The following is a 21701-nucleotide window of genomic DNA, read 5'->3' as shown; positions in this document are numbered from 1 at the left end:
ATGCATCTCTAACGAAAGTCGTGTGGTTTTCGTGCGCAGCGAGACCCGTAATCTTAGCCGCGCGGATATCCGGTCAACCAGTTTCGTTCAATCTGCGCACGGAGGAAAATTCTCTGCGCGGAGATCGATCAGATTTCGCGACCTTCGCGATCCCGGCGGATACTTGACTAAATTCGATCTGGGAAAGCCTCAGGACCTCTGGCCTTTGCGATCATACACGTCCTTCGCGATGATCAGTTTCTGAATCTCGTTGGCTCCTTCGTAAATCTGCGTAATCTTTGCATCGCGAAGCATACGCTCGATGGGGAAGTCATTCATGTAGCCTGCGCCGCCATGCATCTGCAGGGCATCGATCGTGGACTTCATCGCCGTGTCGCTGCAGAACAGTTTGGCCATTGATGCGAGCTTGCGCGCATTTGGATAGCCTTCATCGATGGCTTCGGCGGCGCTGTAGAGCAGGGTCCTTCCGGCCTCGACCGCCGTTGCCATATCTGCAATCATTCCGCGCAGCATCTGGAACTGGGACAGCATCTGGCCGAATTGCTGACGCTCGGATGTGTAGTTGACGGCCTGGTCGAGCGCGCCCTGGGCGATGCCGAGAGCCTGAGCTCCGATCAGGGCTCGGGTCCAGGTCAGGGACTCGCTGATGTAGTCATAACCTTTGGTTTCGTCGCCAATGGCCCGGAATGCAGGAATACGACAATTTTCGAAATGCAGATCGGCCGTCGGGCTGCCCTTAATCCCGAGCTTGCTTTCCTTCTTGCCGACGGAGAAGCCAGCATCGTCTTTATGAACGGAGAACAGGCCGAACGTCTTCTCTCCTGTGCGGGCGAGTACGGTGTACCAGTCGGAGCGTCCAGCATTGCTGATGTAGCGCTTCTGGCCGTTGATGACCCAGTCGTTGCCCTCGCGCTTCGCGGTCGTCTTCAATGCGAACAGATCGGATCCGCAATGCGGTTCGGTCAAACAGATCGACGCGACGGTTCCACCGGCCATCGCAGGCTTGATTACCGTCTCGATCAATTCCTTATTGCCATGCTTGGCGACCGGCACGAGACCGGCCCAGATCACCATCAGCGTCAACGACGATGATGCGCAGACCCGCGCAATTTCCTCGAGCGCAATGCATTGCGCTAGGACATCGCCGTCCTGACCGCCCGCTGTCTCGCTAAATGCCAAGCCGACCAGCCCGAGCTGCTTGAAGGCTTCAAGCGATTGTTCCGGAAACCTTACTTCCCGGTCGTAGGCCGCTGCGTGGGGCTCGATCTTGTCGAGAGTCAGACGCCGAAGGTTGGAGCGGAATTCCTGGTAATCGTGCGCATTGCTCATTTTCGTTTCCTCAAAGCCAATCAGTTACAAGGTTCTTTTTCGACTGGAATTTACATACTGTTCAGTCAGTAAGCAATGTTCCGATGATGGGTGGACGCAGCGGTATTTGCGTAGATATCAACGTCCGACGCGCACGTGCGCGCGAGGGGGGAGCACGTCATCGCAATTCCGGGGGCAAGAGGGCTGCAGGGAGATCCTGATAACAGACCGGACGCAGGAATCGCTCGATTGCAAGGCTGCCCACCGACGTGCTGCGGCCGTCCGATGTCGCCGGATAAGGACCGCCATGGACCATAGCCGCTCCGACCTCCACGCCGGTCCCGAAACCGTTCACCAGGATTCGGCCCGCTAGACACTCGAGCTGCGGCAGCATCTTTGCGGCGAGCTCTTGATCTTCGCCTTCGATATGCAAAGCCACGGTGAGTTGGCCTTCGAGCGATGCGATCACCGTTTCGACCTCGCTCCAATCCATTGCTGCGACGATCAAAGACGTTGGGCCGAACACTTCGGCATGCAGCGCCGGGTTGGCGAGGAACGACTTCGCCGTGGTCCGGAAGAGATGAGCGGAAGCTCGTCCCGCTTCCACGGAACAGCTTGCGTTCACGCGCGTAACGCCCTTTTGCGACGCTAGGGCTTCGCCTCCCTCGCGGTAGTTTTCGAGGATAGATGAGGTGAGCATCGGTGTTGGCGGGAATTGTGCGATGGACGCAGCAGCACTCGCGATAAAGCGTTCCAGCGCGGCGCCCTCGATCGCAATGACAAGACCGGGGTTCGTACAGAACTGTCCGCAGCCCAATGTGAGCGCATTGGCAAACGCGCCGCCGATGGCTTCGCCGTTGGTCTCAAGCGCACGCGGGAAAAGCAGCACGGGGTTGATGGAACTCATTTCCGCGAAGACCGGGCTCGGTTGGCGCTTGGCGGCGGCGATTTTCATCAACGCAGTCCCGCCGCGCCGGGAGCCTGTAAAGCCGACAGCCCTGACTTTCTCGTGCGCAACCAGCGCTTCGCCTACCACCTGACCAGAGCCGGACAGGAGGGCGAACAGGCCAAGGGGTAGGCCCAATTCGGTAATCGCCTTCTGAACCGCTTGTCCGACCAGTTCGGACGTTCCGAGATGCGCCGAATGAGCCTTGACGATGACCGGGCAACCGGCCGCGAGAGCCGAAGCGGTGTCGCCGCCGGCGACCGAGAACGCCAGCGGGAAATTGCTGGCTCCGAAAACTGCTACCGGGCCGAGCGGCACGTTGCGCAATCGCAAGTCGGGGCGCGGCGAAGGCTTGCGATCCGGCTGGGCGGTCTCGACTCGAACGTTCAGGAATGATTTTTGGCGCACCACATCGGCGAACATCCGCAATTGCGCGACCGTACGCCCGCGCTCGCCTTCGATTCGCCCCTGCGGAAGACCTGTCTCGGCCATGCAGCGAGTAACGAGTTCGTCGCCAAGTTCGAGGATGTTCTCTGCGATCGCGTCGAGAAGGTGTGCTCGGCGCTGCAGATCGATCTCGCGAAATGCGTAGAAGGCTTCATCGGCATGTTTGACCGCAAGCTCCAGTTCCGAGATTGAAGCTGCGCTGAACTCACCAGGCAGAATATCGCCGGTGGAAGCGTTCCGAGCCTGCAGGGTGCCTCCAGTACCTTGAACGCGCGTGCCGCCAATAAAAAGTTCGCCTGTGATGGTCACTGTCATACTCCCAATGAAATGGCGATTCCTTCGTTTGCCGAATACGGTGGGCGCCGTCGCATCATGCGCGAGCATCCGCGGCAACCTTCACTCGAACCTGCAATCGCTAACTCGCCACTTACTATCCGGATGGTATGTTGTCAACGCGAACCAAGGATGATAAAGTGGATGGCAGCCCTGAAGGTCGTTAAGCGCCGGATATCCCGCAAGTTTGCGGTCCATTCCCGGCGGATTTGTTGCTGCTTCCCGTCGGTCCGCGATGGAGCGAACGGGCGATGTCGCCCGTCCGCGGCGCTGTCGCTCGCAAGAGTGGCTGCCTGAGCGGCCGCAACACTTGCGGGCTTCAATCCGCACGGACTACTGTATCGTATGATTTTTTGATGGTGACGCTTCGCATCGTTAACCGAGACACTCACAGGACCAAAGTGCCAGCTCCACTCAAAGCAACAGCCAGCAAGCGATCGAAAACGGCGGCCACTCCGGTGGTTCGCGGGACGACGACCAAAAAGCGAGCACCGAAGTCGCCCAAACCCGCGACGAATCTGGAGCTGCGCGAAGACAGCATCCGTCGTCTTTCGGAGGCTTCCTTCGCACTGTTCGTCGCAAAAGGTTATCACGCGACATCGCTTGACGAGATCGCGAGGGCCGCGGGTCTCACAAAGGGGTCGATCTATTTTTATTTCAACAGCAAGCAGCGGCTTTTGCTCGGTTTGCTGGAAGACGCGCGCGAGGCCGTTGTCTCGCCACTTCTGGATCACGTCCATAAAATCGAGGGCTCGGCGACGGACAAGATTGCGGGCTTCTTTCGGTTCAGTTCGCTGAATGGAATTGAGCAGCCCCAAAAGTTGCTTTGCCTCATCAAGACGTCAATCGAATTCCGCGATCGTGACGACGCGATCAGCAAGCGGATCGTCGAGATATATGACGAGATTTACTCCGCGCTCGAAGCCATCCTGGAAGCGGGCAAGAAGCGGGGCGAAATTGCTTCTACGTCCACGAAGGAGCTCGCATCGATGATTGTCGCAACGAACGACGGAATGATGCTGGAATGGCATCGTCGAGGTGCGAATATCGACGGGCGAAAGTTAGTCCGGACAGTATGGACGACCTTCCTGCACGGTATCGAGCCCTCCAACTGATCGGGCCAGTGGATTTGCATCCGCGGCGTTGATGACGGCGCGGAAGCGTCGAGAATTTATATAATCCGATTGCATACTATACGGACAGTATGTTAGTTGCGAATTTCATTGTTTCGTGCGCTGGCGCGCGAGCTGCGTCTGTACGCCTCGGCGTCTGCACGAAATGCCTTCAAAGGAGAAGAAGATGGGCCTGATTAACTACCTGACGCGCATCCAGTTCGAGATCGGGGCGAGTGGACTCATTCCGGAAGAGCTAAAGCTGTTGGGCGTCTCGCGGCCATTGATCGTGACGGACAAGGGGATCGTCGCTGTCGGGTTGCTCGATATGTTCATGAAGGCCGCTCGGCTGGATGAAGCGACGGCGGTGTTCGACGGCACGCCCGAAAACCCTACGGAAGCCGCGGTCCTGGCCGCAAGAGACCAGTTCAAAGCAGGAAATTGCGACTCGATCATCGCGTTCGGCGGCGGCTCGTCGCTCGATCTTGCAAAGGCGGCGGCTCTGCTGGTCTCGCATCCGGAACCGCTCGCTCAATACGCGGCGATCCTCGGAGGAATTGCCAAGATCACCGCCGATCAGCCGCCCGTAATCGCCGTGCCCACAACCGCCGGCACCGGAAGCGAGGTCGGTCGCGCGGCGCTCATCACGCTTTCGGATGGACGCAAGCTGGGCTTCATCTCTCCGCATCTCATTCCGAACGTTGCTGTTTGTGATCCGGAACTGACGTTGGGCCTTCCTCCGTTCCTCACGGCGGCGACCGGTATGGATGCCGTCACGCATTGCATCGAGACCTATCTCAGCCCAAAGGACAATCCACCCGCCGAAGCGATCGCGTTGGACGGTTTGCGACGGGCGATGGGCTTCCTAAAGATCGCCGTCAAAGACGGTAAAAACATCGAAGCCCGGAGCGAGATGATGATGGCGGCGTTGGAAGGGGGAATGACCTTTCAGAAGGGACTCGGCGGCGTTCACTCGATGTCCCATGCGCTCGGCGGACATAAGACGAAGAAGCTGCACCACGGATGCCTGAACGCCGTCATTCTCCCGCATCTTCTTCGTTTCAATGCATCCTGCTGCGAGCGGAAGTACGAAGCGTTGCGTGCAGCAATGGGGATCTCTGCCGGAGCGGATCTGTCGCAAGCCATCGTGGACCTCAACGCCGATCTCGGCCTGCCTGCATCGCTCACTGAAATGGGGCTTACGCAGGATGACTGCGAACCATTGGTCAAATGGGCTATCGAGGACCATTCCACCGCGACCAACGGGCGTCCGCTTACCGAAGACGACCTGCGCCAGTTGTTCACAAACAGCCTGAAGCCATACGTCGGTTAAAGGCTCGTCGTCGCCCTTGCCGACGATGCTTGCATCGACGCCACCTCATAGCAGCGGCCGCAAACGCCGCTGCTATCTCGCCACGTCGCGAATCCTTCCGCCATGTACGTGTCGAGAGTACGGCCTGCATCCGTTCTGCCGCTAACGGGCGTCTGTACGGCAGGGTCAATCCCTTTCAGTCCTTGTAAAAATCCCGTAGCCGGACATTCGCACGATTGCGGTCCCAGGTATCGGGGCCAACGCCGCTTTCGCTCAGTGCTCGCTTCCTGACCTTATTGGTAGGCGTTCGTGGAAGGGCCTCCATGATCTCGATGTAGCGAGGGATCATGAAATGAGGAAGCTTCGTGGTCAGGAATGCAATCAGATCGACGGGTGAGAAGGGCTTCTCGCAAGACACGCACAACTTGATGTCGTCATCGTTCGTGAATTCGGACGGCACGCCAACGGCGGCGACCTCGCGGATGTGCGCGAATCCGAGTGCAGCAGTCTCGATGTCGTATGCCGAGATATTCTCGGATCGTCTCCGGATACGCTCCTTTAGCCGATCGACGAAAAACATGTTCCCGCTCTCATCGAGGTACCCTAGATCGCCCGTGTGGAACCATAGATTTCGCCAGGCGCGAACGGTCTCCTCCGGCATTCCCAGATAGCCCTGCATGATCGTCGAAGGATGGCGAGGACGCACGACGATCTCGCCTGCCTGGTTCGCCGGACATGCTGCGTCGGTGTCGGGGTCAACGATCTGCAAATCGTAGTAGTCGGTCAGCACCCGTCCGCAAGACCGTGGCACCCTCGGTGCGTCAAGCGATGTCCATGTCGGGCAACCAATTTCGGTCATGCCCCACATGTCAACGGTTTTCAGATCGAAGCGGGCTTCGAACGCGTCAGCCAGATGGGGCGGCATCGGGCAACACATCAATCGCCTCAGATTGTGCTTGGCGTCCAGCGGCGTCGATGGCTCGCCAAAGATCATTTCGATCATTGGACCATGTGCGATGCTGATTGTCGCATTATAACGGCGAATGGCGGCGAGCCACGACCCGGCTTTGAAGCCGTCATCGAGCACGATCCTTCCGCCAGCCATGAACGTTGCAAGGACCCCCATGTATTTCCCGGCAATGTGGTTCAGGGGGTGCGCTCCATAAAAGACATCGTCGCGGGTGATCCTCATGACGTCGATGACTTGGTGCGCCATCATGCATAACTGGCCGTTCGGCATCATGGCGCCTTTCGCGGGACCGGTCGTTCCACTGGTGAACATGATCGATCCAATATTTGCGGTCGCCGCGGACGTATCCGGAATTTCGGATGTCCCTGTCTCCATGACTTTGTCGTAGCTGACGGCGTTCCGGTGCCCCGGAGCGGCGGTCGCAAGAGGTGATCCAACGACGACCAGTCCGCGCAAGCTGGTGATCGCTGACGCGGCTTCAAGCAGATGAGGAAGCAACTCGGCACTGACGATGGCAGCGGTCGGCTGCGCTGTTCGGAGGATGTGCTGCAACGGCTCTCCGCGAAGCGTCGGGTTGATTGGCACCTCGGTGGCGCCGAGTAATGCGCAAGCCATCCATGCGTGAAGATGCGGAACGCTTTCGGGGCACAGGATCGCTACCGCACCTTCAGTCGTGATCCCCATAGCCCGGAACGCGTTTGCAAGCTTCGCCGCGGATTCGATGAACGACCCGTATGTTTCGAATTCATTGCCGCACTGCGAGAGAAAAGGCCTGTCGCTGCATGTTGAGAGGCGCTCCAGGGCGACCTGACGGATCGTCCAGCTGTTTACTCCACCATTTAGCATGCGTGTCTCCTTCGCTTCTTCGCTTCATAGATCAAACCCCTTGCCGTCGTCGAGTGGACCATAGTACATACTGTCCGTATAGTAGGTAAGTTTCAGGGAAACGATCATGCAAGAACGGTCCGGCGCGCTCGCAGGTATCACGGTGATTGAGCTTGGTATGGTGATGCAAGTGCCGCTTGCCGGGCAGATGCTGGCGGACTTCGGCGCGACAGTCATCAAAGTCGAGCGACCTGGATCGGGCGACATTCTGCGAACTCTCGATCCTGTCGCGAACGAGCAGGGCGTGATGAGCTGCTATTACGCCGCGCTCTGCCGGAACAAATACACGGTGTGCATCGACATCAAACAGCCCGACGGACAGGCTGCGTTGTTGAAGTTGATCGATCAGGCAGATGTGTTGATCCATAACTTCCGGCCGGGGGTGATGGAGCGGCTCGGTCTCGGTTACGATGAGTTGGCCAAGCGCAATCCGAAGCTGATATTTGCTGGTGGATATGCGTTCGGCCAGCAAGGGCCGATGTCGAAGCTGCCGGGGCAGGACATGCTGGCACAGGCCTTCAGCGGCTTCACCATGAGTGGCCGCGATCCTGACGAGCAACCGAAACTCAATAATACGCCTTTGATGGACTATTCGGCAGCGCTTTCCCTGACCCAAGGGATTCTGGCGGCGGTGATCGAGCGTGGGCGTTCCGGCATGGGGCAGGCGGTATCGACGTCGTTGCTCGAGGTTGCTGTCGGAATGCAGACTCTGGAAATCGCCAGTCAGACAATGCATGGCACGGACACAAGCTGGCTCCGGCAATCGATGGTGTTTCGCGCGAAGGACGGCTGGATCGTCGTGCTGACGCTATTTCGCGACAATCCTCTTCGGTTGCTGTGCGACGCGTTCGGTGTTTCGGATATGAGCGAGAGCGAGCAATTCCGAACCGTCGAGTTGCAGATCGCCAGCAAGGCGCGCATCCACGAGAGGTTTGCGCCGCTCTTTGCGCAGGAGAGCCTGGCGGAGGTAACCAAACGCCTCGCACGCGTAGACATTCTGTATTCGCCGATCAATCGGCTTCCCGACACTCTCAGTCATCCGCAAATGGAGGCGAATGGTTCGATCTGGTCAATCGACGTTCCGGGTCACGGAGAACTGAAAGTCGCAGGCAGTGCCGTCAAACTCTCGCGGACGCCTGCAACCTATCGCCGTGCCCCGGCATGGATGGGGGCGGACAACGAAGAAGTGCTTCGATCATTCGGCTTCAGTGAAGACGAAATCAACGCATTGAAAAAGTCAGAAGCGCTCAAGAGCGATCCGCGCTCGGATAGCGTTGGCGCGACCAAATAGGGAGTTCTCCATGAGCACATCAGCGCACAATTCAGTCTCACCGTCCTGGGACGCAGCGATCGAACGGATGCTTGGACGTATCGATCAGACGCTCGCAATGAATCTCGACGGGTTTCCAAATATCGGCAATCCGGAAACTGGCGTTTGGACGACATCGCCAGACGGATTCTGGACCGGTGGCTTTTGGGTGGGCATGCTGTGGTTGGCGGGCAAATACACTGGTGACGCCCGCTACGGCGCCGCGGCCGAAGCCTGGCTTCGCCGCCTGGAAAGCCGGGTCGAAGGCCGTACCGTGTTCCGCGGCCTGTTATTTTATCCGGCTGCGGTCATGGGGGCTGAAACCGCTGCGCATGGCCATAGTCGCGAGATCGCAGTGGACGCGGCCGTTTCACTCGGACAACAATTCATCGATAGCGTGGGCATCATTCCTCTCGGAAACGAGGCGGAGGAGGCACACAGCGTTGGCGACTACGACGCCAATATCGATGGCCTCATCGCGTCGCCATTGATGTTCTGGGCGGCTCGCGCCGGTTCTCGTGACGACCTGTATGCGAAGGCGTTGTCTCATGCACTGAAGAGCGCCGAGTTTTTCGTGCAAGCGGACGCCTCAGTGATCCAGTCTGCCACGTTCGATCCCGGGACAGGGCGAGTATCGCGTCGCTACACCCACAAAGGAATTGCGGAAGACTCGATTTGGACGCGCGCACAGGCGTGGGCAATGCTCGGCTATACGCTGTCCGCGAAGAACGCCCCCAATGAGCAAAAACTGCTCGGCTACGCATCGGCGACGGCTGAATGGTGGATGAAGAACGTTCCAGCCGATTACGTCGCATACTGGGATTTTTCAGCTCCGGTAACTCCAGCAACCTGGCGCGATACGTCGGGGACCGCGATCGCCGCTTCGGCTCTCTTGGGGCTGGGCCAGCTTGTTCGGGGGGAGGACGGACTCCGCTTCCGAAATCACGCCGAGAGCACGGTGCGCGCGCTCGTGGACAGACATCTCACACCTGTCGGCAACACGGATCGCCGTCCTCAGGGAATCCTCGGCGATGGCTGTTTCGACGTCCGCCACAACAACGCCCTCGCGAATGAACTGATCTGGGGTGACTACTTCCTTTTCGAAAGCCTTGGTCGTCTCGCGGGACGACTAGACGGAATCGGCGCCTGAGCCGATCGCGACGGCTCTGGCCGTACAGACTTAATCACACTCAGCAAGAATGAGGGGAAACGACCAATGTTGAAGCAATCTTACGTCAAGAAACTCATGTGTACGCTCGCAGTAACGATGATGCCAATCACATCATACGCGCAGACTGCGGTGAAAGTGGGCGTACTGAATGACAAGTCTGGCCTTTACGCAGATCTGAGCGGCGAGGGCTCGATCGTCGCTGCCCAGATGGCAGTCGAAGACTTCAAGGCTGCCGAGAAAGGACTGAACGTTCAGATCGTGTCGGCGGATCACCAGAATAAGCCGGATGTCGGTACGTCGATTGCACGGAAATGGTACGATCAGGACGGTGTCGATATGATCATCGACGTGCCGACGTCCTCCGTGGCCCTGGCGCTCAGCTTGCTGACGCGCGACAAGAACAAGGTCTTCATCAATTCTGGCGGCGGCTCGTCCGATCTCACGGGAACGGCTTGCACGCCCAATACCATCCATTGGACTTACGATACTTGGGCTACGGGGAACGGAACCGGAAGCGCGATGGTCAAGCGCGGCGGCGATACCTGGTATTTCATCACGGCAGACTATGCATTCGGCCATGCCCTCCAGAGGGACACCGCAGCCACTGTCGAAAAGACCGGCGGCAAGGTGCTGGGCCAGGCACGCCATCCGTTGTCGACGTCGGATTTCTCCTCGTTCCTACTCCAGGCGCAAAGTTCGAAAGCTAAAGTCATTGGTCTCGCGAATGCCGGCGCCGACACGGTCAATTCGATCAAGCAGGCAGCGGAGTTCGGCATCACGCAAGGCGGCCAGAAGCTGGCGGGACTGCTGGTCTTCATCAATGACGTTCACGCCCTTGGGCTCAATGTTACGCAGGGACTGGTTCTTACTGAGTCCTTCTATTGGGATTTGAACGACGACACGCGGGCGTTCTCGAAGCGCTTCGCTGCCCGGTTCAAGGGCAAGATGCCGACCATGGCGCAGGCCGGCGTCTATTCCGGAATGATCCATTATCTCAAGGCCGTCGAAGCCAACAAGGATACGAAGGACGGCGCAGGGATCGTGAAAAAGATGAAAGAAATGCCGACCGACGATCCGGTGTTCGGCAAAGGCAGCGTTCGCGTCGATGGCCGTAAGATCCATCCGATGTATCTGTTCGAGGTCAAGAAGCCGGAAGAATCGAAGGGCGAGTGGGACCTCTACAAGCTGCTGGCGACGATTCCCGCGGAGCAGGCCTTTCGTCCGCTCGATCAGGGCGGCTGCCCGCTGGTCACCCAAAAGTAAGTCATCTGAGATGATGATCAAGAGCGGACATCGGCATGTATCCGATGTCCGCTCTTGATCCACAACGTCCCATCGACATGTCCGCGACGTTCTCCGAGCGATCGTGGTGCTGGAGTGTGTTAGCTTGACTGACGATCTCATCCTCGAAACCCACGGACTGACCAAGCAATTTGCGGGATTCTACGCCGTTCGCGACGTCAATTTGCAGGTTCGCAAGGGTACCATTCACGCGCTGATCGGGCCGAACGGTGCAGGCAAGACGACGTGCTTCAACCTGCTCACCAAGTTTCTGCAGCCGACCGAAGGCCAGATTCTCTACAAGGGCAAGGACATCAGCGCGATGGCGCCGGCGGATGTGGCCCGTCTGGGCCTGGTGCGCTCGTTCCAGATCTCGGCGGTGTTTCCGCATCTGACCGCGCTGGAGAATGTCCGCGTGGCCTTGCAGCGCCAGCATGGCGCGTCGTTCGATTTCTGGCGCTCCAAGACCGTGCTCGACAAATACAATCAGCGCGCTGCCGAACTGCTCGAGAACGTTGGCCTCAGCGAATTCGCCAACACCCCGGCGGTCGAGATGGCCTATGGCCGCAAGCGCGCACTGGAGATCGCCACCACGCTGGCGCTTGATCCGGAAATGATGCTGCTGGACGAGCCGATGGCCGGCATGGGCCATGAGGACATCGACAAGATCGCCGCGCTGATCAAGCGCATCTCGGCGAAATACACCATCCTGATGGTCGAACATAATCTCAGCGTCGTCTCGACGCTGTCGGACAAGATCACCGTTTTGACGCGCGGTAAAATCCTGGCGGAAGGCAATTATGCCGACCTCACCAAGGACGAACGCGTGAAGGAAGCTTACTTGGGAGCCGGACATGGCTGATACTTTGACGGCCGCTCCGGCATCTTCTTCTGCCAACGCCAAGACCGTTCTCGAAGTCCGCGACCTGCAGGCGTGGTACGGCGAATCCCACATTCTTCACGGCGTCAATTTCGACGTGAAAGAGGGGGAGGTGGTCACGCTGCTCGGCCGCAACGGCGCCGGCAAGACCACCACGTTGAAGTCCATCATGGGCATCATCGGCAAGCGCACCGGTTCGGTGAAGTTCGAAGGCAATGAGATCATCAAGGCCTCGTCGGACAAGATCGCCAAGGCCGGTATCGCTTTCTGCCCGGAAGAACGCGGCATCTTCTCCAGCCTCGACGTGCGCGAGAACCTGATGCTGCCGCCGACCATCCGCCCGGGCGGCCTCTCGGTGGAGCAGATCTTCGAACTGTTTCCGAACCTGAAGGAGCGCCTCAACAGCCAGGGCACCAAGCTGTCCGGTGGCGAGCAGCAGATGCTGGCGATCGGCCGCATCCTGCGCACCGGCGCGCGCTTCCTGATGCTCGACGAGCCGACCGAAGGTCTCGCGCCCGTCATCATCCAGCAGATCGGCCACACCATCGCGCGGCTGAAGTCGGAAGGCTTTACGATTCTGCTGGTCGAACAGAACTTCCGCTGGGCCTCCACGATCGCCGATCGCTTCTACATCGTCGATCACGGCCAGGTCGTGGACGGATTCGCGAATTCCGAGCTGTCCGCCAATATGGACAAGCTGCACACCTATCTCGGCGTCTAGGACCGGAACATCATGTCATTCAATCTCCAGGCCCTGTCCGCACAATTGCTGGTCGGGCTCATCAACGGCTCCTTCTATGCCTTGCTGAGTCTCGGTCTCGCCGTGATTTTCGGCATGCTGAACATCATCAACTTCGCCCATGGCGCGCTTTATATGATGGGCGCCTTCGTGGCTTACTTCCTGCTCAACCTGGCCGGCATCAACTACTGGCCAGCGCTGTTCCTCGCGCCGATCATTGTCGGCATCTTCGGCATGATGCTGGAGCGGACCATGCTGCAATGGATCGCCAATCTCGATCACTTGTACGGCCTGCTGCTGACCTTCGGCCTCGCGCTGATCATCCAGGGCGTGTTCCAGAACTATTTTGGTTCGTCGGGCCTGCCTTACGCGATCCCCGATGCGCTGAAGGGCGGCGTCAATCTCGGCTTCATGTTCCTGCCGATCTATCGTGGCTGGGTCGTCATCTTCTCGCTGGTCATCTGTATCGCCACCTGGTTCCTGATCGAGCGTACGCGCCTCGGCGCCTATCTTCGCGCAGCGACCGAGAACCCGACGCTGGTGCGCGCCTTCGGCATCAACGTGCCTTTGATGATCACGCTGACCTACGGCCTCGGCGTCGGTCTGGCGGCGCTGGCCGGCGTGCTGTCGGCACCGATCAACCAGGTTCGCCCGCTGATGGGCGCGGACCTCATCATCGTCGTGTTCGCGGTCGTCGTCATCGGCGGCATGGGCTCGATCATGGGATCGATCATCACCGGTTTCACCCTCGGCATCATCGAGGGCCTGACCAAGTATTTCTACCCCGAGGCCTCCAACACCGTCGTCTTCGTGCTGATGGTCTTGGTGCTCCTCGTGAAACCCTCGGGCCTGACGGGACGGACCAACTGATATGACCACCATCACCGACAATTCCATCCCCACCACGCAGACCCGTGGCACCAAGGACGAGATGATCGCATTCGTGATCATGACCGTCCTGCTGGCGGCCGTGCCGTTCTCCGGGCTGTATCCGTACTTCGTGATGCAGGCGCTGTGCTTCGCGCTGTTCGCCTGCGCCTTCAACCTGCTGATCGGTTACGGCGGCTTGCTGTCCTTCGGCCACGCGATGTTCATGGGCACCGCGGGCTATGTCACCGCGCATATGGCCAAGGTCGGCACCATCGGCTTCAAGGTCCCGCTGATCGGCGAGTTCATGATCAATATGGGCCCGCTGTCGCCGGAACTGTCGATCGTGTTCGGTCTCGTCGCGGCCTTCGTGCTCGCCGTCGTCACCGGCCTGATCGCGATCCGCCGTCAGGGCATCTACTTCGCCATGATCACGCTGGCGCTGTCGCAGCTGATCTTCTTCCTCTATCTGCAGACGCCGTTCACCCATGGTGAAGACGGCATCCAGGGCATTCCGCAGGGCATGCTGTTCGGCCTGTTCGACCTGTCGAAGCCGACCACGCTGTATTACGTAATCCTGGTCGGCTTCCTGATCGGCTTCCTGATCATCTTCCGCACCATCAATTCGCCGTTCGGCGAGGTGCTGAAGGCGATCCGCGAAAACGAGCCGCGCGCCATCTCGCTCGGCTACAAGACCGATCAGTACAAGCTGATGGCCTTCATCCTGTCGGGCGTGCTGGCCGGTTTTGCAGGTTCGCTAAAGGTGTTCGTGGCGCAGAACGCCTCGCTCACCGACGTGCACTGGACCATGTCGGGTGAAGTCGTGCTGATCACGCTGGTGGGCGGTCTTGCGACGCTTTACGGCCCGGTGGTCGGCGCCTTCGTGATCATCGCCATGCAGCAATATCTCGCCGGCTTCGGCCAGTGGGTGACGGTGATCCAGGGCGTCATCTTCGTGGTCTGCGTGCTGACCTTTCGCCGCGGCGTTATCGGCGAGATCGCGCATCTGTCCAGACGTTCGCTGTGAGGTCCGCGGAAGTCCAGCGTGCGGGCCTGAAATTCCCCTACGATATAATACAATCTTCCAGATACCGACCCACATCACCACCCCACGCGTCACTCGATAGCCATCGTATTGCAGACCCCGGGATCGCCGAACACGGTATTGAGAGCGGCGGTCCAGGGCGGCTTCCGCCGCGAGCAGGACGACGCATCGGAGATATGGGCGACGGATCTTCGTCATGCCGCCGATCATGGCGGCCGCCACGAACGCGGAGACGAGAATGGCGGCCCGATAGCATGCTTCGAGGTCGCCATGCTCGAGGTCCACGCCTATCGAGATGCTGGCGCCGCTCGCGAAGGAGATGAAAAAGCCGCCCAACTCCTTGAAGCTGACCGCGTTCACGAACCCGGCGAAGCAGGTCATGAGCAATCCCGAGCACGCGACAAAGCTCCGGTTCATTGTCGTTACCTTTCGAATGCGATGGTGAGGGATCGGCGGAGAAGAGCCCTGCTGTCGCCGACGCTGACGTCCCGGCATGTCTACCCGCCCGGTCGGTTCGCTATCCGTCTCCGCGGCGACAAGGCCCTGCGACGCGGACGCTCGCGCGACGCCGCCGAAGGTTGGCCCCCTCGACGGATGGGTGCTACCTTCCGAGGCATGCGGCCGCCTACCTTTTTGCGTCATGGGCCGCGACGAAGGAGAGGTGAACCGAAGTGGAAAGAAGGCACGGAGCAATCGGAGCGGTCTTGATCGCCTGGACTCTCGCCGTCATCGGCGTCGCGACGATCGGAGCGGTTGCCGTCTTTCTTCTCGGATAGCGAGGCGGAGATCCGGGTCTCCGGAAGATGCCTCGTCACCGATGTCGCCGCAGCGACATCGGTGACTCCGGAGCCTTACTTCGGAAGCACCTCGGTCACGGTCAGATCGCGCACCTCACCGGTCCGCGTCTGCCAACTGATCGACTCCCCTGCGGACATGCCGATCAACGCGACTCCGATCGGCGTCAGCACGGATATCTTCTTGAGCGTGATGTCGGCTTCGTCCGGGTAGACGAGCGACACGGTCTGCACCTGGCCGGTCGTGTTGTCGCGGAACGCGACGCCGTCGCCCATGCGCACCACGCCGGACGTCGAGCGTTCGTCGCGGATGATCCGCGCCCTGTCGAGTTCATCCGCCAGCCAATCGGCGACGTCCGGCATTCGGGTCGTGGCGGCCTCTGCCAACGATCTCAATCGAGCATGATCGCTCGCAGTGATCGAGATCTTCGGTTTCAGGCGTCGGGAAGGAGAGGCCTTGCCCCGACCGTTATCATCGACTTGGTTCATTTCCGTTCACCCTTCAATTCCGTTGGCTCCCGCAGAAGTCCGGTACCACCGGGCTTCGCACGGATCGCGCGCGTATCTGGATTTACATATGTGACGTTCAGAGAATTGATGTCGTGTCGCCGCGCGGCCTCGCAGGAGGCGCTTTTGACGGCGGCTAGTCCGCAGCCGCGGGGAGACCGGAGAGCCGGTCGAAGCTAGGCACTATAGACATCATTCCATGATGCTAGGCATAGTTTTCGCGATGTCAATCTCGTCGTTGAGGTCGAGAGGGACGCCGACCGAGATGTGGAGCGAATTACATGCGCGACGGAGTGTCGCGAGGGTGGAGTTGACTTCCTTCCACGCGGCGCTACGTTCGCACCATGTCGCATCTTCGCAAATATCGCTCGTTGCTTCGAGCAGGACGTCTCCAAAACCGGAGTTAGCCCGTCGCCGTCCTCGCGGACGGTCACGGGTGTGTTGCGAACGACCTCCCAGAAATAAACGGCCTTCCCAAGCCTACCGACCGCTCCGGTCGGCTTGCGCGTCGGCTTTCCGTCTTGCCGCGTCCCACGGTTCATCGCGGGGCGTCGTCTCCGCGTGCGTCGCGAAAGCTGCGATTGGAGACGACGTACGCCTGTCGATGGGACATGGCATGACGACGAACATGCGAGGAATGATGATCAGCCATCTGGATCCCAGGCTTCCCCCGATCGCGGTCAAGGCGTCGGAAATCGACTTGTTGTGGAACCTCGCCGAGCACGGCTCATGTGTCGAGCCGCGGGCTTCCGCATTCCTGAAGAACGAGATCGGACGAGCCGAGATACTTCTGGAGCCGCGGGTGTTGCGCGGTCTCGTCACGATGAACTGCAGTGTTTCATTCCGCGACGTCGGCTCGTCCGAGGAGATGACGGTCGAACTCGTCTTTCCCGAGGCGGCGAATGAAGCGGCGGGCAGGATCTCCGTGCTGTCTCCGCTCGGCGCGGGCCTGCTCGGAATGTCCGTGGGACAGGCCATCCAGTTCGCGGACGAACGCGGAATGCGGCGAACGATCGTCGTTACGGCCGCCATCCCGCTTTCCCGATCGTGACCGCATCCGGCGACCGGGCGGCTCGACGTCGCCGCCGGTTGCGCTGCATTTCAATGGAGTTTCTCAAGATGACCGAACGACAGATACACGGACGCATCACCGGTCCGATCGTGATGATCGGCTTCGGCTCGATAGGCAAGGGCGCGTTGCCGCTTATCGAGCGCCACTTCGAATACGACAAATCGAGATTCGTGATCGTGGACCCTCAAGCGGACGACGAACTCGCGAAGAAGCACGGCGTGCGGTTCATCAGGAAGGCCGTCACGAAGGACAACTACGAAGAGATCCTTACGCCTCTCCTGACTGAAGGCGGCGGTCAGGGTTTCTGCGTGAACCTCTCCGTCGACACCGGCTCCGTGGATCTTATGCGTCTGACGAGAAGGATCGGCGCCCTCTACATCGATACGGTCGTCGAGCCTTGGGCCGGCTTCTACTCGGACACGAAGAGCACGCCCGCGGAGCGCACCAACTATGCGCTGCGGGAGACGCTGCTTGCCGCGAAACGCGAAAGCCCCGGCGGAGTGACGGCCGTATCGACGTGCGGTGCCAATCCCGGGATGGTATCATGGCTCGCGAAGCGGGCGATGCTCGATCTCGCACGCGATCTGACGTTCGACCTGCGGCCGCCCGAAAGCCGCGAGGATTGGGCAAGGCTGGCACGCAGGCTCGGCGTCAAGGGAATCCAGATAGCCGAACGGGACACCCAACGCTCCAACAAGCCGAAACCCGCGAACGTCTTCGTCAACACCTGGTCAGTAGAGGGATTCGTGTCGGAGAGCCTGCAGCCCGCCGAACTGGGCTGGGGCACGCATGAGAGATGGAGGCCTCGGGAGGCCGGACGCATGAGACCGGTTGCCGCTCGGCCATCTATCTCCTCCGCCCGGGTGCCGCGACGAAGGTACGCTCCTGGTGTCCGACACCGGGGGCTCAACACGGTCTTCTCATCACGCACAACGAGGCGATCTCGCTCTCGGACTATTTCACCGTGAGGGAGAACGGTGCGGTCGTCTACCGACCGACATGCCACTATGCCTATCATCCCGCCGACGACGCCATGCTGTCCGTAGGAGAACTGCTGGGCGCGGAGGGGCGGATGCAGGGAGCGTCGCGCATTCTGGACGAGACCGAGATCGTCGACGGTATCGACGAACTCGGCGTGCTCGTCTACGGGCACGCCAACAATGCGTATTGGTACGGGTCGCAACTCTCGATCGACGATGCGCGCAGACTGGCGCCCTACCAGAACGCGACAGGACTTCAGGTCACTTCGGCGGTGATCGCCGGCATGGTTTGGGCGCTGGAGAATCCGACCGCAGGCATCGTCGAGGCGGACGAGATGCATTTCGACCGCTGTCTGCAGATCCAGAAGCCGTATCTGGGAAAGCTGCGGGGATACTATACCGATTGGCACCCTCTGGCTGGCCGACCCGGCATCTTCGACGACGACGTGGACACCGCGGACCCGTGGCAGTTCAGGAACGTGCTGGTCAGATGACGATGCCAGCATCGATCCGACGGTTACGCTGCGGCCGCAGTTTTCGTCCTCGAGGAAACGCGGCCGCTCGAAGGCGGTCGGGCAACCCGGAGGAATGAGAGGTGTCGGGGATCGCCCATGTGATCGGTGCAGGCTTGGCGGGGCTCGCCGCCGCTCTACGCCTGTCGGAGAACGACTACGCGGTGCATGTCCACGAAGCGACGATGCAGGCCGGCGGTCGATGCCGCTCCTATTTCGACCCGAACCTGGAGATGGAAATCGACAATGGAAACCATCTGATCCTGTCCGGAAACGTCGACGTTCTAGCTTACGCGCGATCCATCGGATCTCTCGACGGTCTCGTCGGACCCGACACCGCCAGACTGCCGTTCGTCGAGTTGGGATCGGGAAAACGCTGGACCATCGATCTCGGACGGGGGCGCCTTCCGACGTGGATCTTCGACAGACGCCGGCGCGTGCCCGCTACCGGCATCGCCGAATATCTTCGGCTTTATCCGCTCGTCGCCAACCGCGAGGACCGGCGCGTCGGGGACGTCGTGCGTTGCACGGGTCCGCTTTATGATCGATTGCTCCACCCGTTTCTTCTCGCGGCACTCAACGTCGATCCCGAAGAGGGCTCCGCCAAACTGGCAGGAAGCATTCTAAGGGAAAGTATCGTCGCGGGAGGCGTAGCGTGCCGCCCGCTGGTCGCACGACCCGGGCTCGGCCGCGTTCTTGTGGACCCCGCGGTGGCGACGTTGAAGCGCCGCGGAGCGGTCATCAGCTACGGACATGGTCTGAGGGCCTGTAGATTTCGGGACAGCCGGGTCGCAGGCCTGGTTTTCGCGGACGGAGATGTCGCCGTGGGCCGGACCGACGTCGTCGTCATGTCCGCGCCGCCCTGGGTCGTCGCGCCTCTGATTCCCGATCTCCGCGCGCCCGACGAATTCCGCACGATCGTCAGCGCTCATTTCCAGGTCGCCCCTCCGGCCGGGCAATCACCGGTCCTCGGGGTCATCGGAGGACAGGTCGAGTGGCTGGTGACGTACGACGATCGGTTGTCGGTCACGGTCAGCAACGCCGACCGTCTGAACGGGATGCCGCGGGATGTCCTGGCAGCCGCGCTTTGGGACGATGTTCGGCGGATCTGCGGGATCGACGCGGCTCTCCCGCCCTGGCAGATCGTCCGCGAACGTCGCGCGACCTTCGCGGCCGTTCCGGAGCAGAACTCTCGACGTCCCGGGACCCGCACGGCTTTCGGCAATCTCTTTCTGGCGGGAGACTGGACGGATACGGGCCTGCCGGCCACGATCGAAGGTGCCGTCCGCTCCGGCCACCGTGCCGCTGACATGGCTCTAGGGCCGCCCGCCTAGAAGGCGGTGCCGAGATCCGCGTTGACCCGACCGTCGCCCGCGCCTTGTGCCGGCGGCCCGGGCCGGCACCCGTGTCGCCGGTCAGCGCTGCCGTCAGATGACCCCAAGCGCGTCCATGGCCTCGGCTAGGCGGACGAAACTCGCTATGTTCGCGCCGAGCACGTAGTTGCCCGGCGCGCCGTAGTCGTCGGCCGTCTCGGCGCAACGATCGTGGATATCGCTCATGATGGCCGCCAATCGCGCTTCCGTCTGGTCGAAGGTCCAACTGTCGCGGGAAGCGTTCTGCTGCATCTCGAGCGCCGACGTCGCCACGCCTCCCGCGTTCGCGGCCTTTCCCGGCCCGAAAAGGATGCCGGCGTCCTGAAACGCTCTCACTGCTTCGGGGGTGCAGGGCATGTTGGCGCCTTCGCCGACGGCGACGACGCCGTTGCGGACGAGGGTCGCCGCATCCTTGCCCGTGAGTTCGTTCTGCGTGGCCGATGGCATGGCGACGTCGCAAGGAACGTCCCAGATCGATCCGCCTTGGATGAAGCGCGCGCGGGAGCCCTTCAGGCGGACATATTCCTCGATCCTCTCGCGTCTGACCTCCTTGATCTCCTTGACGAGCTGGAGATCGACGCCGTCCTCGTCCACGACGTATCCTGCCGAGTCCGAGCAAGCCACGATCTTTCCGCCGAATTCGGCGACCTTCTCCATGGCGTAGATGGCCACGTTGCCGCTTCCGGACACCACGACGCGCCTGCCGTCGAACGAGAGCGACTTCGTCGCCAACATGCTATTCACGAAATAGGTCGCTCCGTAGCCCGTCGCTTCCTTGCGGGCGCGGGAGCCGCCGTAGACGAGACCTTTCCCCGTCATCGCGCCGGCTTCGTAGCGGTTGGTCAGCCGCTTGTATTGGCCGAAGAGAAATCCGATCTCGCGTCCGCCCACGCCGATGTCTCCCGCGGGAACGTCGGTGTACTCCCCGAGATGACGGTAGAGCTCGGTCATGAACGACTGGCAGAAGCGCATGATCTCGTCGTCAGACCTGCCCCTCGGGTTGAAGTCGGAGCCTCCTTTGCCACCGCCGATGGGAAGACCCGACAGCGCGTTCTTGAAGGTCTGCTCAAATCCCAAAAACTTGATGATCCCGATGTTTACCGACGGATGGAAACGGAGGCCTCCCTTGTACGGACCCAGCGCCGAGTTGAATTGGACGCGGAAGCCGCGGTTGATCCGGACCTCCCCGGCATCGTCCACCCACGGAACGCGGAAGATGATCTGCCTCTCCGGTTCGCACAGTCGCTGGATGAGGGCCTTGTCCAGGTACTGGGGGTGTCGGGCGACGACCGAACCCAGGCTTTCGAGAACCTCCTGAGCAGCCTGATGGAATTCCTCGTCACCGGCGTTTCGCCGAACGATCTCGCTCAGAATGGGAGAAAGTTTCTCGTCAAGAAAAGGCACGTGCTCGGAACTCCTGCTGCAAGGCTTGCGGGCAACCCGCTGGGGCCCCGACTACAGCACATCGTTCCACGAAGCCATAGCGGGGGCCGCGCCTGCTTTCCGCGCCAAAGCGCCGGTAGATGAGCAGGTTGCGTTTCGACCGGAAATCCGGTTCTCGGATTTTCGGTGAAATCGCCAACAAGACATCATGGTTGCCCGACACGTTTTCTTCTCATGTCGAAGCCGCTTCCGATAGCCCCGTCACGGGCATCCCCCCGGCGTCTGACAGGCTGCGCGGTGCCGAACGCGCTGCGATCTCTGTTTGCTCAGGACGCGGTGAATGGTAAGGGAGGAGCGGGGGTCGTCTTGAAACACCTAATGGCAAAACGTCGATCTGGTGTCAATCGGCCCTTTAATTGCGATCTGTTGTCAAGCGCCCTTTAACCCGCCCTCAGCAAAACTTTAGCGCTCGCCC

At 60.4% G+C, this 21701-nt stretch carries 16 protein-coding genes and 2 pseudogenes; 12 read left to right on the top strand and 6 right to left on the bottom strand.

Features of this window, described 5'->3' with window-relative positions:
* Positions 1 to 189: 189 nt before the first annotated feature.
* Together AC1RLZ_RS20485 and AC1RLZ_RS20480 are read right to left on the bottom strand one after the other, a co-directional pair.
* Positions 190 to 1329 carry an acyl-CoA dehydrogenase family protein gene (locus tag AC1RLZ_RS20485; RefSeq protein ID WP_493190134.1) on the bottom strand — a complete coding sequence of 380 codons (1140 nt, stop codon included), beginning with the start codon at positions 1327 to 1329 and terminating at the stop codon, positions 190 to 192.
* A 157-nt stretch (positions 1330 to 1486) separates the two neighbouring features.
* Complete coding sequence (locus AC1RLZ_RS20480) at positions 1487 to 3010, bottom strand: aldehyde dehydrogenase (NADP(+)) (RefSeq protein ID WP_493190246.1); 1524 nt, start codon at positions 3008 to 3010, stop codon at positions 1487 to 1489.
* A gap of 380 nt (positions 3011 to 3390) precedes the next feature.
* Here AC1RLZ_RS20480 and AC1RLZ_RS20475 point away from each other — a divergent pair, with 380 nt between their 5' ends.
* The gene (locus AC1RLZ_RS20475) at positions 3391 to 4149 is read left to right on the top strand and encodes a TetR/AcrR family transcriptional regulator (protein WP_493190133.1); all 759 of its coding nucleotides are present in this window, start codon (positions 3391 to 3393) and stop codon (positions 4147 to 4149) included.
* A 184-nt stretch (positions 4150 to 4333) separates the two neighbouring features.
* Entirely contained in the window at positions 4334 to 5479 is a 1146-nt protein-coding gene (gene gbd / locus AC1RLZ_RS20470; protein WP_493190132.1) for a 4-hydroxybutyrate dehydrogenase, read from the top strand.
* Between the two features lie 175 nt (positions 5480 to 5654).
* On the opposite strand, the gene AC1RLZ_RS20465 is transcribed toward gbd, so the two are convergent.
* Positions 5655 to 7274, bottom strand: a complete 1620-nt coding sequence (locus tag AC1RLZ_RS20465) for an AMP-binding protein (RefSeq protein ID WP_493190131.1) — start codon at positions 7272 to 7274, stop codon at positions 5655 to 5657.
* Positions 7275 to 7380: 106 nt separating this feature from the next.
* Here AC1RLZ_RS20465 and AC1RLZ_RS20460 point away from each other — a divergent pair, with 106 nt between their 5' ends.
* The 7 genes from AC1RLZ_RS20460 to AC1RLZ_RS20430 all read left to right on the top strand — a co-directional run bounded on the left by AC1RLZ_RS20460 (position 7381) and on the right by AC1RLZ_RS20430 (position 14587).
* The gene (locus AC1RLZ_RS20460) at positions 7381 to 8604 is read left to right on the top strand and encodes a CaiB/BaiF CoA transferase family protein (RefSeq protein WP_493190130.1); all 1224 of its coding nucleotides are present in this window, start codon (positions 7381 to 7383) and stop codon (positions 8602 to 8604) included.
* A gap of 10 nt (positions 8605 to 8614) precedes the next feature.
* Positions 8615 to 9772, top strand: coding sequence for a glycoside hydrolase family protein (locus AC1RLZ_RS20455; RefSeq protein WP_493190129.1), 1158 nt, complete (start codon positions 8615 to 8617; stop codon positions 9770 to 9772).
* 96 nt (positions 9773 to 9868) lie between these two features.
* Positions 9869 to 11056 carry an ABC transporter substrate-binding protein gene (locus AC1RLZ_RS20450; protein ID WP_493190245.1) on the top strand — a complete coding sequence of 396 codons (1188 nt, stop codon included), beginning with the start codon at positions 9869 to 9871 and terminating at the stop codon, positions 11054 to 11056.
* Positions 11057 to 11180: 124 nt separating this feature from the next.
* Positions 11181 to 11936, top strand: coding sequence for an ABC transporter ATP-binding protein (locus tag AC1RLZ_RS20445; protein ID WP_493190128.1), 756 nt, complete (start codon positions 11181 to 11183; stop codon positions 11934 to 11936).
* Complete coding sequence (locus AC1RLZ_RS20440; RefSeq protein ID WP_493190127.1) at positions 11929 to 12675, top strand: ABC transporter ATP-binding protein; 747 nt, start codon at positions 11929 to 11931, stop codon at positions 12673 to 12675. Before AC1RLZ_RS20445 ends, AC1RLZ_RS20440 begins: the two co-directional genes overlap by 8 nt.
* Positions 12676 to 12687: 12 nt before the next feature.
* Positions 12688 to 13563, top strand: a complete 876-nt coding sequence (locus AC1RLZ_RS20435) for a branched-chain amino acid ABC transporter permease (RefSeq protein ID WP_493190126.1) — start codon at positions 12688 to 12690, stop codon at positions 13561 to 13563.
* A gap of 1 nt (position 13564) precedes the next feature.
* Positions 13565 to 14587: a branched-chain amino acid ABC transporter permease gene (locus tag AC1RLZ_RS20430; RefSeq protein WP_493190125.1), complete on the top strand. Its 1023-nt coding sequence runs from the start codon at positions 13565 to 13567 to the stop codon at positions 14585 to 14587.
* Between the two features lie 180 nt (positions 14588 to 14767).
* Here the strand turns inward: AC1RLZ_RS20430 and AC1RLZ_RS20425 are convergent.
* Both AC1RLZ_RS20425 and rnk read right to left on the bottom strand, forming a co-directional pair.
* Positions 14768 to 14986, bottom strand: a pseudogene (locus tag AC1RLZ_RS20425) (DUF1275 family protein); the annotation flags it as partial.
* A 470-nt stretch (positions 14987 to 15456) separates the two neighbouring features.
* Positions 15457 to 15888, bottom strand: coding sequence for a nucleoside diphosphate kinase regulator (rnk, locus tag AC1RLZ_RS20420; RefSeq protein ID WP_493190124.1), 432 nt, complete (start codon positions 15886 to 15888; stop codon positions 15457 to 15459).
* Between the two features lie 658 nt (positions 15889 to 16546).
* Between rnk and AC1RLZ_RS20415 the strand changes: the two genes are divergently transcribed.
* From AC1RLZ_RS20415 to hpnE, 3 genes and pseudogenes are all read left to right on the top strand, one after another.
* Entirely contained in the window at positions 16547 to 16957 is a 411-nt protein-coding gene (locus AC1RLZ_RS20415; protein WP_493190123.1) for a GreA/GreB family elongation factor, read from the top strand.
* Positions 16958 to 17025: 68 nt separating this feature from the next.
* Positions 17026 to 18452 (top strand): annotated as a pseudogene (locus tag AC1RLZ_RS20410) (homospermidine synthase).
* A 101-nt stretch (positions 18453 to 18553) separates the two neighbouring features.
* The gene (gene hpnE / locus AC1RLZ_RS20405) at positions 18554 to 19804 is read left to right on the top strand and encodes a hydroxysqualene dehydroxylase HpnE (protein WP_493190122.1); all 1251 of its coding nucleotides are present in this window, start codon (positions 18554 to 18556) and stop codon (positions 19802 to 19804) included.
* A gap of 93 nt (positions 19805 to 19897) precedes the next feature.
* On the opposite strand, the gene gdhA is transcribed toward hpnE, so the two are convergent.
* Positions 19898 to 21247, bottom strand: a complete 1350-nt coding sequence (gene gdhA / locus AC1RLZ_RS20400) for an NADP-specific glutamate dehydrogenase (RefSeq protein ID WP_493190121.1) — start codon at positions 21245 to 21247, stop codon at positions 19898 to 19900.
* Positions 21248 to 21701 lie beyond the last annotated feature (454 nt).

This window comes from Tardiphaga sp. GW822-FHT04G09 (assembly GCF_058800725.1).
The sequence above is the reverse complement of the archived record's forward strand: the minus strand, read 5'-3'. Positions and strand labels throughout refer to the sequence as shown.